Genomic DNA, 14,247 nt, shown 5'->3' on the forward strand with positions numbered 1-14,247 from the left:
TTGTCTTCATCTTAAGCAAATCGACCGGAAGACATTGATCATTGATGATCCATCGTAAAGTTCTTCAAGATGCCCGATGGAGAGGACTCCACTGGGTAGCGGTAACGCACCTCACTAACCTATAATGGGACGTTTGGGAATTATTGATTAGGAGATGACCAACTAAGATGTCTCGTTATAGAGGACCTCGTCTGCGGATCGTCCGCCGCCTTGGGGAATTACCCGGTTTAAGCCGTAAATCCCCTCGCCGTGCCTACCCCCCCGGCCAACATGGCCAAGCCCGTCGCAAACGTTCTGAGTATGCCATTCGGCTAGAAGAAAAACAGAAACTACGGTTGAACTACGGCATTACGGAAAAGCAATTGGTCCGTTATGTGAAAAAAGCCCGTCGGGCTACGGGTTCCACCGGACAAGCTCTGTTGGAACTGCTGGAAATGCGCTTGGATAACACTGTGTTCCGCTTGGGCATGGCTGGCACCATTCCGGGGGCTCGGCAGTTAGTCTGCCACGGCCACATCACCGTTAACGGCCAAGTAGTGGATATTCCTAGCTACCAGTGCCGTCCTGGGGATGTTGTCAGTGTCCGTGATCGGGATCGTTCCCGTAAATTGGTGGAAACCAATATGGAATTTCCGGGTTTGGCCAATGTGCCTTCCCATCTGGAGTTCGATAAAAATACGTTTACTGGCAAGGTCAACAGCGTTATTGACCGTGAGTGGGTGGCGTTGCAGATCAATGAACTGCTTGTAATTGAATATTATTCTCGGAAAGCGTAGATCTGTCTGGGGAAATGGGGGAGGTTTTACTTTCCCTTTCCCTAACCACGGAAGGGTGGCATTTTTTTGAACAAGTATAGAGTTAAAAACTGCGAGATTTCTTTGGAAGTTAATTATTTAGCATTTCCTGGCTGATTCAACTTAGATCGAGTTGATGTAAACTTCATGGGAGTTTGCAGGAATATTATTCTCGTCTTCGAGTTTATTTCACTATTACAGCAAATTCCAAATCAGCTTGATACAAGCAAAGCAGTCGTAACACTCATTTTGCCAGGATTTTGTTGTGCCACTTAGATACAGAAACCGCTGTAACTTAATCTACTGTGACTATTTCCCTAGGATTCTGGTAATGCAGGGGAAGTTTGTGTTGGTTTTTCTCCCCCAACTTCTTCTGAGTTTTGGCAACGATCAAGAATGTCTTTGATCAATATTTCTTGCACTAACACTTGGGCAACTAAGGTTAGGGGCACGGCTAACCACAGCCCAAAAAGTCCAAATACACTGACAAAAAACACCTGGGCTAACAGTAAAACTCCCCGCAAAATTGGCCGAGGTTTGCCCATGCAGTGCAGAGTGATCCAATGAAATTCAAAGTAGTTGATCACCCCATAGAGCACCAACACCACAAAGGGTTTCCAAGCATTGTCCAACAGGGCGATCGCCATGGCGGGGACGAGACTAATCAGGGGGCCAATGTTGGGAATAACGACGAAAATACCGGCAACAAGGGCTAGGGCCAGGGGAAGCCGCACCTGGAGCAAAACTAAACCTAGCCAAGTAGTGGCGGTGACCACCACAGCACTGACTACCATTAGCCGTAGCCAATCCTCCAATAAAATTTCCGACTTACTAAGAATTAGATCAACCCGGGCTCGGTAAAAAGCGGGAAAGCAACGGATGAAACCCTGACGGTAGGCTCTGGGATTGGCTAAAAACATTAAACTGAGCACGATCAGCAGTAAAAGGGTGAGGGGTAAACCCAGGGTGCTGTAAAACAATCCCAAACCGTTGCCGGCCAATTCCTGCAAAATAGGTCTAATCTGCCCGGCGATTTGTTGCCAATTGGGGAGGAGGGGCGTTAATTCGGGGTCGATCGCCCTGGCTATTTTCCGGAGCCATTGTAGGGTGACATCAATGCTGGTGGGGACAAGGGTCAGGAGTTCCTGGAATTGCTCCACAAAGGGGGGAATGATCAGGGCCACCACTACTACGAGGGCAAATAGTAGAATGATCACCGCCAAGGGAATGGATAATTGTTTTTTTACGCCCCGCCGCTGGAACCATTGGGAAAGGTGGTTTAAACCATTGGCTAGCACCACAGAAGCAAACAACAGTAACAATAATTGGCGGATCTGCCACAGCACCGCCCCCATCAGCAGGAGACTGATAAAGCCAGACCATTGGGCAAAGGTCACGGTGTTTTCCTCCCCTGCCATTCCTGTAGCCCCAACCAAACGGCGATCGCCAGCACTGGAGTGAACACCAATAGCAAGGCCCAGGGTAACTCCGGTGGAGGAGCAAAGGCCGGCACAATAAATTTAATGCCCCAGGAGATAAAGAACGAAGGGAGCAATACTTTCAGGGCCAACAATGCCAAACGACCTAACTGTGACTGTGACATGGGCAATGGCTCAACTGCGACTTTCCCCCTGGACAATTTGCTTGGGAGTCATAAATGCTTCTAAGCCAATTAGGCCCCGCCGTTGACCTTTTTGGCTCGATACCCCCAAAAATAATGATTCCCCCTGGTGGGGATTGCGACAGAAAGAGGGCGGAATATTGACATAAACTAGGGCGCTGTCCACCCCCATGGAAAACTGTCGACTTTCCTGGTAGGAGTCGGTGGCAATACAATCCCCGTGGCCACTGCTATGGCTATTGATCCAGGCGATCGCCGTTTTCAGGTTCTGGGTGGTGCGGAAGGCCACTGTCCGGTCTAGGTAAGCCTTACCCCATTCGTTCTCCTTGGCCAGGGTAAGGTGGTCGGGAAATTGTTCACAGAGTTCACTGTCTCCCCGGAGCTTGAAGCCCTTGGCCTGTAGGTTATTCAACAGTCGTACCAACGGCGCTGGATTTTGCCCCGGACTAACCAGGACTTTTTCAATGGCATTGACCGGATCTGGATGTCCCACATGGCTGTCGATGATCATTTGCCGCACCATTTCCAGATCCCCCTTACTAGACCAGTAGAGGTAACAGTTACCCATGGCGGCCCTCAACACCGGGGGGGTACATTGTTGGCTAATTTGTTCCACAAAACTGGGGCGGCCGTAGGGAATAACCAAATTAAGCTGGCTGGCACTGCCCACTAAATCCTGCACATTAGGTAGCGTTTCGCTGGCAATATGGTTAACACTGTCCACCGGTAAATCTGCATCCAGTAAACCTTCCCGCAAAATTTCACAAATGGCCGCGGCGGAATGGCTAGAGGCACCGCAACTCCTCAAAACTAGACTGTTCCCGGTTTTCAGGCAAAAGCCTGCAGTGATCGCCGCTAATTCAGGAAAAGCCTCATAGACCAGGGCCACTACTCCCAGGGGCATCAACTGGCAATAGGTCTGGGCCAGGTTAAATTGGTAGGGGGAAGCCATCACCCGCTGGAGGGGATCAGGCAGGGCAGCTAAACGCTTCAGGATAGCCACCGTATTTTGTAACCTTTCCGGGGTGAGCTTGAGCCATTCACAGAGACAATCCGCCACGGACATTTCCCGACTAACCACCAAATCCAAGGTATTGGCTTCCAAAATTTGGGCAAAGGAACGCTCCAATACCTCCGCCATGGCCAACACTGCCCGACTCCGGTCATTGCCGCCATAGGAATCGAGGGCAAGGAAAGCTCCCTGGGCAGAATCGAGAACCCTTACTAAACCGGCCGCGGCATCGTCGCTAGTCATCGAAAATTCTAGGGGGCAAAGCCCGCCTGCAAAGATGGGTTTATTTCAGACAGGTTGTTTGACGGAGACCCAGCCAAGGTAACCAAAGGGCCAGGGGGAGCCAATTACTAGATTGACAGTTACAGACAATTAAACAATCAAAGCTCAGATTTAGTCAAAATGGCGATTGCCAAGGGCCAGTTCGAACCGTTGATTATCTAGCTAATCATTAAGAAAAATTGCGAAACGGTTTCGTTGTGTAACGTTGCGGTTGGGAAATAAAAAAGCTCCGTTAGGATAAAAGCACCCAGAATATTCAGTCATTATTACTCCAGTGACGGAGATGGAATTATCAGTTAGTCCAGCATTGTTGCAAGCCAGTTAAAGCCAAAGTCGCGGCCTCGGTCGTGATTGACATCAGCCTCACCCATAGATGGAAAAAGAAAAAGCCCATGGCCACTACCCTACAACTCAGCGACCAGTCCCTCCGTCAGCTCGAAACCCTTGCCATCCATACCGCTCACCTAATTCAGCCCCACGGTTTAGTGGTGGTCTTGCAGGAACCGGATCTGATCATCAGCCAAATTAGTGCCAACTGCACCGGTATTTTGGGGCGATCGCCAGAGGAACTGTTGGGCAAAGGCCTAGGGGAAGTATTTGATAGCTTTCAGATTGAGCCCATCCAGAGTCGCCTAACGGCCGGACAAATCAGCAGCCTCAACCCCAGTAAATTGTGGGCACGGGTAATGGGGGATGACTTTGTCATTTTCGATGGGGTTTTTCACCGCAACAGCGACGGTCTATTGGTGTGTGAACTAGAACCAGCCTACACCTCCGATAATCTACCGTTCCTCGGTTTTTACCACATGGCCAACACCGCCCTCAATCGGTTGCGCCAACAAGCTAATCTGCGGGATTTCTACGATGTCATCGTCCAAGAAGTACGTCGTATGACCGGCTTTGATCGGGTGATGCTATACCGCTTTGATGAAAATAACCACGGTGACGTCATTGCCGAAGATAAACGGGATGATATGGAACCCTATTTGGGTCTGCATTATCCTGAATCGGACATTCCCCAGCCCGCTCGTCGGTTATTTATCCATAACCCCATCCGAGTTATTCCCGATGTTTATGGCGTGGCAGTGCCCCTAACCCCCGCCGTTAATCCCCGCACCAACCGAGCGGTGGATTTAACAGAATCCATTCTCCGCAGTGCCTACCATTGCCATCTCACCTATCTGAAAAATATGGGGGTGGGGGCTTCTTTGACCATTTCCCTAATTAAGGACGGCCATCTCTGGGGCCTCATTGCCTGCCACCATCAAACGCCCAAGGTAATTCCCTTTGAACTGCGTAAAGCCTGCGAATTTTTTGGTCGGGTAGTGTTTAGTAACATTTCTGCCCAGGAAGATACGGAAACCTTCGATTACCGGGTGCAATTGGCGGAGCATGAAGCGGTTTTGTTGGACAAAATGACCACGGCGGGGGATTTCGTCGAAGGATTAACTAATAACCCCGATCGCCTGTTGGGACTAACGGGCTCCCAGGGGGCTGCCATTTGCTTTGGAGAAAAATTAATTTTGGTTGGGGAAACCCCGGACGAGAAGGCAGTACGGTATTTACTGCAATGGCTGGAAAATCGGGAAGTCCAGGACGTGTTTTTCACCTCCTCCCTGTCACAAATTTACCCCGATGCCGTTAACTTTAAATCCGTAGCCAGCGGTTTATTGGCCATTCCCATTGCCCGCCATAACTTTTTGCTCTGGTTCCGCCCCGAAGTATTGCAAACGGTTAATTGGGGGGGAGATCCTCACCATGCCTACGAAGCCACCCAGGAAGACGGAAAAATCGAACTCCATCCCCGGCAGTCCTTTGACCTCTGGAAAGAAATTGTCCGACTGCAATCCCTACCGTGGCAAGCGGTGGAAATTCAGAGTGCTCTGGCCCTGAAAAAGGCGATCGTCAACTTAATTTTGCGCCAGGCGGAAGAATTGGCCCAGCTAGCCCGCAACTTGGAACGATCCAACGCTGACCTCAAGAAATTTGCCTACATTGCCTCCCATGATTTGCAAGAACCTCTCAACCAAGTCAGTAACTATGTGCAACTGCTAGAAATGCGCTACAGCGAAGCTTTGGACGAAGACGCTAAGGACTTCATTGACTTTGCCGTAACAGGGGTTTCCCTGATGCAGACCCTGATTGACGATATTTTGACCTATGCCAAGGTGGATACCCAGTATGCCCAACTAACTTTCACCGACGTGCAGGAAGTGGTGGATAAAGCCCTGGCTAACCTGACGCAGCGGATTGAAGAAAGCGGAGCGGAAATTGAAGTTGGTTCCATGCCCGCAGTAATGGCAGATCAAATCCAGCTCATGCAGGTGTTCCAAAACCTGATCGCTAATGGGATCAAGTTTGCCGGGGAGAAGTCACCCAAAATTAAAATCTGGGGCGATCGCCGGGAGGATGCCTGGGTATTTGCGGTCCAAGATAACGGCATTGGCATTGATTCCCAATTCTTCGAGCGCATTTTTGTTATTTTCCAACGACTCCACACCAGAGACGAGTATAAAGGCACCGGCATGGGTCTGGCTATTTGCAAAAAAATTATCGAAGGCCATCAAGGAAAAATTTGGGTAGAGTCCAACCCAGGGGAGGGCTCCACATTCTACTTCTCTATCCCCATTGGCAACTAAAAAGGTATTGAACCATGTCCGATGAATCTAATCCCCCCAAGGTCATTCTGCTGGTGGAAGACAGCAAAGCCGACAGTCGCCTTGTGCAGGAAGTCTTGAAAACCAGCACCATTGACCACGAACTGATCATTCTCCGGGACGGTTTGGTGGCCATGGCTTTTTTACAACAAGAGGGGGAATACGAAAACTCCCCCCGCCCCAACCTAATTTTGTTAGATTTAAACCTTCCCAAAAAGGATGGCCGGGAGGTGTTGGCAGAAATTAAGCAAGACCCGGCCCTGAAAAGAATTCCCGTGGTGGTATTAACTACTTCCCACAATGAGGATGATGTAATCGCCAGCTATGAACTTCATGTCAATTGTTATCTCACCAAATCGCGCAATTTGAAGGATTTATTTAAAATGGTGCAAGGTATTGAGTCCTTTTGGCTGGAAACGGTTACCTTACCGGCCAGTTAACCCCAGCGCATTGTCATTGGTGGCAAAAGACATAATTAACCGTGTGCTTTATCTAGAAATGGATAGGTCACTCCGTTTTGAAACGATGCCAAGCTCAGACGCGGGCCAATAAAAATTAGACCAACCAATCAATAACTTGCGAAGATTGACTACGGGTTAATCCAGGAGAAAGAATCAGAGCTAAATTCATAACAACATCATCTCTCGACCTTGAAAGGCAATTGCTCTTAGTACTTTTTGTTGTATCCTAAATCTGCTTAAGCTTGACAAAAACTCAGTCTCCCCTAACGAGATATGCTGAGGGGAATTTCTTGGTGGTCCTGGGGGGCACCCCAGAATTGTTCCAGTGTTGGCCCGTTGCTAACCCGAAAATCGCCGAAGAAGAAGTTTCGCAATTCATGGATTAAAACGCGCCGTCCCATACGGGTAAACCAACCCATTCCATGGCGTGAAGCCCGATCTGGCTGGAAGAATGATCTCCATAACGCTATAGGGCGAGTTTGCAAAATAATTTCAATGAATTTCACCCATAGAAAAATGCGCCAAGCCGGTATGTAACGGTTTTCTAACACTTGGTGCTTATAGTCCCACTTACTCTGATTGAGTTGAATGACTCGCCTTTCAGAAGCGATGCGATAATACCCAGTCCAGCGATGGGGCGTCACATACAACGACATAATTTGGTCTGGATCGTACCAAAGCAACTGTCTGAGGGCATGGATGAAGTCCCGGTCGGTGACCTCTTCAAAATCAGTTACCCACGTAGCGAGGGAAAGAATGCCGTGTTGTCTCAGTAGGCGGATAGCTTCACGGTCGGTGGTTGTCTTACTTCCTTTTCGAATTTTTTTGAGTGTGGATTCATCGGTATTTTCCATACCCAGTAAAAACCTCTCTACCCCTGCTTGGCGGTACAAATGTAAGATATCTGCATCCCTTACAATGTCATCTGCACGGGTCGAACCGATAATGGTGACCGGTAGGTTTTCGGCAATGATAGCTTTGCATAGTTCCCGCCACACGGCCTTATTGACTGTTGGATTTTCGTCGGCCAAGTTGAACAATTCGACGCCATGGGTGTGATGGAGCCAGGCAATTTCCTTGGCAAATTTCTTTGGGTCACGGTGTCGCCAGCGAGCCCAGAAACCCCTTTGTCCACAGTAATTGCATAGATGCGGGCACCCTCGGGAAAACTGCATAACAACGGCCTGCTTGCCACCGTAGTAGCTATATTTTTTTAGATCAACGAGTTCCCAACCAACTCGATAGGCATCTAAATCTTGAATCATCGGAGCAGGTAAGGTCTCAACAATCTGATCATGGGAGCGGAAAGCAATGCCTTCTACGTTGGCAAGGTTATCGCCGTTCTCAATGGCAGCTATCAGCTTAGGAACGGTGGCTTCGCCTTCGCCACGAACAATGACATCAATCTGGGGTTCTTGGGTGAGTATGTCGTGAAAATGATAGGTCGGAAAAACTCCACCGTAGACAATGATGAGGTTTGGTAATTCCCTGCGGAAGCGACGGGTCAATTCGACCACGATTGGATGGGCTGAGGTGGAACCGGAGTGGCCGATCAGGAGAATCTGGGGCTGGTGGGTAAAAACTTTTCCAACAATCTCACCATGGGAAAGGGGGCCAAGTTCGGCATCAACCAGAGTGACATCATGGCCAGCATCCAATAAAGAACCGCCCACTAACAAAAGTCCGAGGGGGGGAAGTTGCTCCTGCGGAATACGGCTGCCAATGGCTGGATGGGGTGGATTGACAATGAGGATGCGCATGTAAGGTCTACATTAACGACAATGCAAAATCTCTGTCTAGGTTAGGTATGTCTATTCTGATCCCACTACTTGGCTGATATGGGAAAAACCCTCTGCCGCTAACTTTTCCCCCAAGCCCTGCAAGATATCCGGGACTACCCAGGGACCCCCATAAATCCAGCCCGTATAAAGCTGTAACAAACTTGCCCCTGCTTGAATTTTTTCCCAGGCATCCTCAGCGGTGAAAATGCCCCCCACACCAATGATGGGAATGGTGCCGCCGGTTTGTTGATAAATATAGCGAATTACCTCTGTGGCCCGGTCTCGGATTGGTTGACCACTCAGTCCTCCGGCTTCCTCTTCTATGGGTTGGCCGGTTTGGGGCAAAATTTTTGTCTTTAACCCCGATCGCCGGGTGCTGGTGTTGGTGGCCACGATGCCCGCTAAGTTATGTTCTTTGACTAAATCAATGATGACGGCGATCGCCTCCCAGGAAAGATCCGGAGAAATTTTCACCAAAATTGGCTTTTGCCAATGATTCGCTGATTGCAAGCCAGCAAAAATGCGGAGCAACTCATCGGATTCCTGCAAACTACGCAACCCAGGGGTGTTGGGAGAACTGACATTGACCACAAAATAATCCGCCACTGGGGCCAAAGTCTGGAAGCTGAAAACGTAATCATCCACCGCTTGGTCGAGGGGGGTAATTTTTGATTTACAGAGATTAATGCCAATGGGAATGGTGCGGGGATAGTACTCCCAGGTACGTTTCAACTTCGCCGCCATGGCCACAGCCCCTTCATTATTGGCTCCCAAACGGTTAAGCACCGCTTGGTCTTGCGGTAGACGAAACAGGCGGGGACGGTCATTGCCCGGTTGGGCATGTTTGGTCACAGCTCCCAATTCTGCAAAACCAAAACCCAATGCAGGCCAAACAGCGGCGGCCTCTCCCTCTTTATCACAGCCGGCGGAGAGACCGAGCACGTTGGAAAAATTCAAGCCCCAACAAGTTTGTTGTAAACGGGGGTCTGAATGGGTAAAAGCTTGCTCCAGTTGTTCCATGGTCACAGCAAAGCCATGGCGATGCATGATATCCACTTTTTTTAAAATTTGGATAAGGCGTTGATGACCCTTTTCCGGATCATTTTTGGTTACCCATAAAATCAGGGGATAGAGAGAACGAGCAAAACGCAACATAGGCCGGCAAAAGGGAGTTTTGATGGGGACAGGACTGGTTACTAGATGCCTTTCAATGGTAGGAAAGCCCCTAGAAGCATCAAAGAACTAGAGCACCATTGCCCGAAAAATAGCGACACACTTCAAGAATCCCAATCATAACCATCAAAGCTATTGGGACTATACTAAGCAGGTAAATTTCATTACAATAATCGGCAAGCTTGCTGAGTTGAGACTCAGTTACTCATTTCAACCCTCCCAGCGGACGGCACCATGACTTCAGGCATTGATCTTCAGAATAGTTTTCTTCAGTCACTGCAAGGTTTCGGCCTGCCCCCAGGATTAGCGAAGCTGTTTTGGATTCCCCTTCCCTCCATTTTGATGATCATCGGAGCCACCGTGGGGGTGTTAGTGGTGGTTTGGCTAGAAAGAAAAATTTCCGCCGCCGCTCAGCAGAGGATTGGGCCAGAATACGCCGGTCCCTTGGGGGTGTTACAACCTGTGGCCGATGGCATCAAGCTGGTGTTTAAGGAGGATGTGGTGCCGGCCAAGGCTGACCCTTGGTTATTTACCATTGGCCCCGTGCTGGTGGTACTACCGGTTTTCCTTTCCTATCTCATTGTTCCCTTCGGCCAGAATTTGGTCATCACCGACATTAACGTTGGTATTTTTCTCTGGATTGCCCTGTCCAGCATTGCGCCCATTGGGCTGTTGATGTCTGGTTACGCTTCCAACAATAAGTACTCCCTTTTGGGGGGGCTAAGGGCGGCGGCACAGTCCATTAGCTACGAAATTCCCCTCTCCCTAGCGGTGTTAGCGATCGTGATGATGTCCAACAGCCTCAGCACCATCGATATTGTTGAACAACAGTCTGGCTACGGCATTTTGGGGTGGAATATTTGGCGTCAGCCAGTGGGCTTCCTAATTTTTTGGATTGCGGCCCTGGCAGAATGTGAACGCCTACCCTTTGACCTACCAGAAGCTGAAGAGGAATTGGTGGCAGGTTATCAGACCGAATATGCTGGGATGAAATTCGCCTTGTTCTACCTTGGTTCCTACGTTAACCTTGTACTTTCTGCCCTGGTATTTTCGGTACTCTATCTGGGCGGTTGGGATTTCCCCATTCCCCTAGAAAATGTGGCTGATTGGCTGGGGGTTGTACCCACCACTTCCTGGTTACAGGTGATAATGGCAGCCCTAGGTATCACCATGACGGTATTGAAATCCTATTTTCTGATCTTCATTGCCATCCTACTGCGCTGGACTGTGCCCAGGGTGCGGATTGACCAATTATTGAACCTAGGCTGGAAATTTTTACTGCCCGTTGCCCTAGCAAACCTTCTAATTACCGCTGGACTGAAGTTGACCTTTCCCATGGCCTTTGGCGGTTAGTTTCGACGGGGCGGTGCAGATGGGTTTCGAGATAACTGATATTGCTTGATTCCGGCTTCTAACTTTTTCCAACTGCCTCTAGGTTTGTTTGACTTTTTACCCTCTACCCTTTTCCCTTCTGAAAGCTATGTTCAACAATATTCTCAAGCAGGTTGGCGACTACGCTAAAGAGAGTTTGCAAGCGGCTAAGTACATCGGTCAGGGGTTAGCAGTTACCTTCGACCACATGAGTCGTCGGCCCGTCACAGTGCAATATCCCTACGAAAAGCTAATTCCTTCGGAGCGGTTCCGGGGCAGAATTCATTTTGAGTTTGATAAGTGCATTTCCTGTGAAGTTTGTGTGCGGGTCTGTCCCATTAACTTGCCAGTGGTGGACTGGGAATTTAACAAGACAGTTAAGAAAAAAGAACTCAAACATTACAGCATCGACTTCGGAGTTTGTATTTTCTGCGGCAACTGTGTGGAGTACTGTCCCACCAACTGTCTCTCCATGACAGAGGAATATGAGTTGGCGGCCTACGATCGCCATGATCTGAATTATGACAACGTCGCCTTGGGCAGGTTGCCCTATAAAGTAACTGAAGATCCGATGGTGACCCCCCTGCGGGAGCTAGGCTATTTGCCCAAAGGAGTGCTAGAACCCCATGATTTGCCTAAAGACAGTCAACGGGCCGGACAGCATCCGGAAGATTTGGTGAAAGCGGAATAAATTTGTGCTTTATTCCTTGGCTTTACCCGTTAAAGTAAACTCGTTGTGACCTGATTTTGTTCTTCCACTATCCCTACCTAGGAGATTAACCACTGTGAATTTAGCTGAAGGTGTTCAGTACATATCCTTCTTAATACTGGCTTTTTTAGTCATTGGGGCGGCCCTGGGGGTCGTACTGCTCTCTAATATTGTTTATTCTGCCTTCCTGTTGGGGGGGGTCTTCCTTAGTATTTCGGGTATTTATATCCTGCTCAATGCGGATTTTGTAGCGGCGGCCCAAGTGCTGGTTTATGTGGGAGCGGTTAGCGTACTTATTCTTTTCGCCATTATGTTGGTCAATAAACGGGAAGATTTTTCCAAAATTCCCGGTCGTTGGCTGAGAAATCTTTCCACCGCCCTGGTCTGTGCCGGCATCTTTGCCCTGTTGAGCACCATGGTGTTAATTACTCCTTGGCAAATTAATGAAACGGGGCCTTTTGTGGAGAACACCCTGGTCACCATTGGGAAACACTTTTTCAGTGATTACCTCCTGCCCTTCGAGTTGGCTTCCGTTCTGCTCTTGATGGCTATGGTGGGGGCAATTATTTTGGCCCGTCGGGACCTAATTCCCGAACTATCCCAGGAAGATAAAACCTCCACTGCACTCACTTTGCCAGAGCGTCCCCGGGAGTTAACTTCTGCCTCCAAATAGGCGTTGGCTAACGAAGGTTAGTGGGAGTTTTTTGAGCCCGGCCGGTTGATTGGGCAAAATTTAAGCAAAAATCTTCCTCTCTAACCTAATTTTATTTACGATTTTATTCATTAACTCTAGTTAAATTTCCCTTACCCCACTATGCATTTGCAACTCCAATATTGCTTGATTCTAGCGGCCGCCCTGTTTTGCATTGGCATTTATGGTCTCATCACTAGCCGTAATGCCGTGCGGGTGTTGATGTCCATTGAATTGTTGCTGAACGCAGTTAACCTCAACTTGATGGGCTTTTCCAATTACCTTGATCCCAGCAACATTCGGGGCCAGGTATTTGCTATTTTTGTCATTACCATTGCCGCCGCTGAAGCTGCTGTGGGTCTGGCGATCGTGCTGGCCATTTACCGCAACCGGGAAACAACCGATATGGAACAATTTAATCTACTGAAGTGGTAGAAGATATCAGGATTTTGACATCCTCCCCGCCGCAAGGGACGGGGATTCCTAAGACTCACGACTTAGGTTTCTGCTTCATAGCACCTACCTTCACAGACTTACTCTGTTCGGGTCTTACGGTCGCTCCACAGACTGAAACGGCAAGCCCTGCCGCCAAAATGTTCTTCCCAGCATTGATGTCACGATCATGGGTTGTCCCACAACTTGGACATTGCCAAGAGCGAATATTCAAGGGCATCTTATCGACGATATGCCCACAGGAACTACATCGCTTGGAAGAAGGGAACCAACGGTCAATCTTGACCAGATTCCTTCCATACCAACGACATTTATAGTCCAATTGACGAACAAACTCGCCCCAGCCACTATCGCTAATGGAGAAGGCGAGTTTTCTGTTTTTGACCATATTTTTGACGGAGAGATCCTCAACTGCAATCGTTTGGTTTTCACGAACGAGTTGAGTAGTCAATTTATGGAAGAAATCTTTACGGGAATCAGTAATTTTAAGGTGAATTTTGGCAACTTTACGTCGTGCCTTCTCCCTATTCTTAGACCCCTTTTGTTTACGGGCAAGGCGTTTTTGCGCCAGATTCAAACGACGGTGATGCTTCCTGAATTGTTTAGGGTTGGCAATCTTGTCACCATTACTGGTAGCAATCAAGCTTGTTACCCCTAAATCAATACCAATGGCATTGCTATTAACAGGTAATGGTTTGATGGTTAAGTCATCAAAACGAACGGCAATATGCCACCGGCCTGATGGATGGAGCCGCACTGTTAGACTGGTTGGTTCACACCCTTTCGAAATCTGCCTTGACCAGCGAATATCCAGAGGTTCGGAACACTTGGCTAAGTAAACTTGCCCATCCCTAAATCGGAATGCGGCTTTTGTGAATTCTGCACTACCTCCTTGATGTTTCTTCTTAAAGTTGGGGTATTTCGCCCGACCCGCAAAGAAATTAGTGAAAGCAGTTTGAAGATTCCGCAGACCTTGTTGAAGAGGAACGGAGCTCACTTCATTAAGAAAGTCTAATTCTTCCTCTTTTTTCCATCCAGTCAACATTAAGGATGTTTCGTTATAGCCGATGCGTTCTTGACGCTCGTACCACCCCTGGGTTCGTTCATGGAGAGCCTTGTTGTACACCAACCTTACGCAACCCAACGTGCGGCGCAAGAGATTCTCTTGTTCCGGTGTCGGGTAGAAGCGGTAGCGGTGTGACTTTTCCATACCTTACAGTTTAACACCTTGCTTGTAATATT

At 48.7% G+C, this 14,247-nt stretch carries 13 protein-coding genes; 7 read left to right on the plus strand and 6 right to left on the minus strand.

What is annotated here, in order from left to right; all coding sequences use genetic code 11:
* Nucleotides 1-167: 167 nt before the first annotated feature.
* Nucleotides 168-776, plus strand: a complete 609-nt coding sequence (rpsD, locus tag IQE94_RS02440) for a 30S ribosomal protein S4 (protein ID WP_028947099.1) — start codon at nucleotides 168-170, stop codon at nucleotides 774-776.
* Nucleotides 777-1,111: 335 nt separating this feature from the next.
* Here rpsD and IQE94_RS02445 read toward each other — a convergent pair whose 3' ends face one another.
* From IQE94_RS02445 to IQE94_RS02455, 3 genes are read right to left on the minus strand one after another with little or no spacing between them, the layout of a single operon-like run.
* Complete coding sequence (locus IQE94_RS02445) at nucleotides 1,112-2,191, minus strand: AI-2E family transporter (RefSeq protein WP_223342646.1); 1,080 nt, start codon at nucleotides 2,189-2,191, stop codon at nucleotides 1,112-1,114.
* Nucleotides 2,188-2,397, minus strand: a complete 210-nt coding sequence (locus tag IQE94_RS02450; RefSeq protein WP_194014722.1) for a hypothetical protein — start codon at nucleotides 2,395-2,397, stop codon at nucleotides 2,188-2,190. The genes IQE94_RS02445 and IQE94_RS02450 overlap by 4 nt, the downstream gene beginning before the upstream one ends.
* Nucleotides 2,398-2,407: 10 nt before the next feature.
* Nucleotides 2,408-3,670 carry a gamma-glutamyl-phosphate reductase gene (locus IQE94_RS02455; protein ID WP_223342647.1) on the minus strand — a complete coding sequence of 421 codons (1,263 nt, stop codon included), beginning with the start codon at nucleotides 3,668-3,670 and terminating at the stop codon, nucleotides 2,408-2,410.
* A 431-nt stretch (nucleotides 3,671-4,101) separates the two neighbouring features.
* Between IQE94_RS02455 and IQE94_RS02460 the strand changes: the two genes are divergently transcribed.
* Both IQE94_RS02460 and IQE94_RS02465 read left to right on the plus strand, forming a co-directional pair.
* Nucleotides 4,102-6,348 carry an ATP-binding protein gene (locus IQE94_RS02460; RefSeq protein ID WP_212715926.1) on the plus strand — a complete coding sequence of 749 codons (2,247 nt, stop codon included), beginning with the start codon at nucleotides 4,102-4,104 and terminating at the stop codon, nucleotides 6,346-6,348.
* A gap of 14 nt (nucleotides 6,349-6,362) precedes the next feature.
* The gene (locus tag IQE94_RS02465) at nucleotides 6,363-6,806 is read left to right on the plus strand and encodes a response regulator (protein ID WP_212715927.1); all 444 of its coding nucleotides are present in this window, start codon (nucleotides 6,363-6,365) and stop codon (nucleotides 6,804-6,806) included.
* Nucleotides 6,807-7,090: 284 nt separating this feature from the next.
* Here the strand turns inward: IQE94_RS02465 and bchE are convergent, their stop codons facing one another.
* Nucleotides 7,091-8,587: a magnesium-protoporphyrin IX monomethyl ester anaerobic oxidative cyclase gene (gene bchE, locus IQE94_RS02470; RefSeq protein WP_223342648.1), complete on the minus strand. Its 1,497-nt coding sequence runs from the start codon at nucleotides 8,585-8,587 to the stop codon at nucleotides 7,091-7,093.
* Between the two features lie 51 nt (nucleotides 8,588-8,638).
* Nucleotides 8,639-9,763 carry a quinone-dependent dihydroorotate dehydrogenase gene (locus tag IQE94_RS02475; RefSeq protein WP_212715929.1) on the minus strand — a complete coding sequence of 375 codons (1,125 nt, stop codon included), beginning with the start codon at nucleotides 9,761-9,763 and terminating at the stop codon, nucleotides 8,639-8,641.
* A 252-nt stretch (nucleotides 9,764-10,015) separates the two neighbouring features.
* On the opposite strand from IQE94_RS02475, the gene nuoH reads away from it, so the two are divergent.
* The 4 genes from nuoH to nuoK all read left to right on the plus strand — a co-directional run bounded on the left by nuoH (nucleotide 10,016) and on the right by nuoK (nucleotide 12,987).
* On the plus strand, nucleotides 10,016-11,134 hold the full coding sequence (gene nuoH, locus IQE94_RS02480; protein ID WP_212715931.1) for an NADH-quinone oxidoreductase subunit NuoH: 1,119 nt from the start codon (nucleotides 10,016-10,018) through the stop codon (nucleotides 11,132-11,134).
* A gap of 127 nt (nucleotides 11,135-11,261) precedes the next feature.
* Complete coding sequence (ndhI, locus tag IQE94_RS02485) at nucleotides 11,262-11,843, plus strand: NAD(P)H-quinone oxidoreductase subunit I (RefSeq protein WP_212715933.1); 582 nt, start codon at nucleotides 11,262-11,264, stop codon at nucleotides 11,841-11,843.
* A 94-nt stretch (nucleotides 11,844-11,937) separates the two neighbouring features.
* On the plus strand, nucleotides 11,938-12,534 hold the full coding sequence (locus tag IQE94_RS02490) for an NADH-quinone oxidoreductase subunit J (RefSeq protein WP_194014733.1): 597 nt from the start codon (nucleotides 11,938-11,940) through the stop codon (nucleotides 12,532-12,534).
* Nucleotides 12,535-12,681: 147 nt separating this feature from the next.
* Nucleotides 12,682-12,987, plus strand: a complete 306-nt coding sequence (nuoK, locus tag IQE94_RS02495; RefSeq protein WP_197525966.1) for an NADH-quinone oxidoreductase subunit NuoK — start codon at nucleotides 12,682-12,684, stop codon at nucleotides 12,985-12,987.
* Between the two features lie 55 nt (nucleotides 12,988-13,042).
* On the opposite strand, the gene IQE94_RS02500 is transcribed toward nuoK, so the two are convergent.
* A complete protein-coding gene (locus IQE94_RS02500) occupies nucleotides 13,043-14,215 on the minus strand; it encodes an RNA-guided endonuclease TnpB family protein (RefSeq protein ID WP_212715935.1) in 1,173 nt (390 codons plus the stop codon).
* Between the last annotated feature and the right edge of the window lie 32 nt (nucleotides 14,216-14,247).

This window comes from Synechocystis sp. PCC 7339, from assembly GCF_019924095.1.
Lineage (GTDB): Bacteria > Cyanobacteriota > Cyanobacteriia > Cyanobacteriales > Microcystaceae > Synechocystis.

Bases quoted from the DNA above. Each gene is read 5' to 3' on its own strand.
- rpsD (WP_028947099.1), top strand. From the start codon at position 168: ATGTCTCGTTATAGAGGACCTCGTCTGCGGATCGTCCGCCGCCTTGGG.
- IQE94_RS02450 (WP_194014722.1), bottom strand. From the start codon at position 2,397: ATGTCACAGTCACAGTTAGGTCGTTTGGCATTGTTGGCCCTGAAAGTA.
- IQE94_RS02455 (WP_223342647.1), bottom strand. From the start codon at position 3,670: ATGACTAGCGACGATGCCGCGGCCGGTTTAGTAAGGGTTCTCGATTCT.
- IQE94_RS02460 (WP_212715926.1), top strand. From the start codon at position 4,102: ATGGCCACTACCCTACAACTCAGCGACCAGTCCCTCCGTCAGCTCGAA.
- IQE94_RS02465 (WP_212715927.1), top strand. From the start codon at position 6,363: ATGTCCGATGAATCTAATCCCCCCAAGGTCATTCTGCTGGTGGAAGAC.
- bchE (WP_223342648.1), bottom strand. From the start codon at position 8,587: ATGCGCATCCTCATTGTCAATCCACCCCATCCAGCCATTGGCAGCCGT.
- IQE94_RS02475 (WP_212715929.1), bottom strand. From the start codon at position 9,763: ATGTTGCGTTTTGCTCGTTCTCTCTATCCCCTGATTTTATGGGTAACC.
- nuoH (WP_212715931.1), top strand. From the start codon at position 10,016: ATGACTTCAGGCATTGATCTTCAGAATAGTTTTCTTCAGTCACTGCAA.
- ndhI (WP_212715933.1), top strand. From the start codon at position 11,262: ATGTTCAACAATATTCTCAAGCAGGTTGGCGACTACGCTAAAGAGAGT.
- IQE94_RS02500 (WP_212715935.1), bottom strand. From the start codon at position 14,215: ATGGAAAAGTCACACCGCTACCGCTTCTACCCGACACCGGAACAAGAG.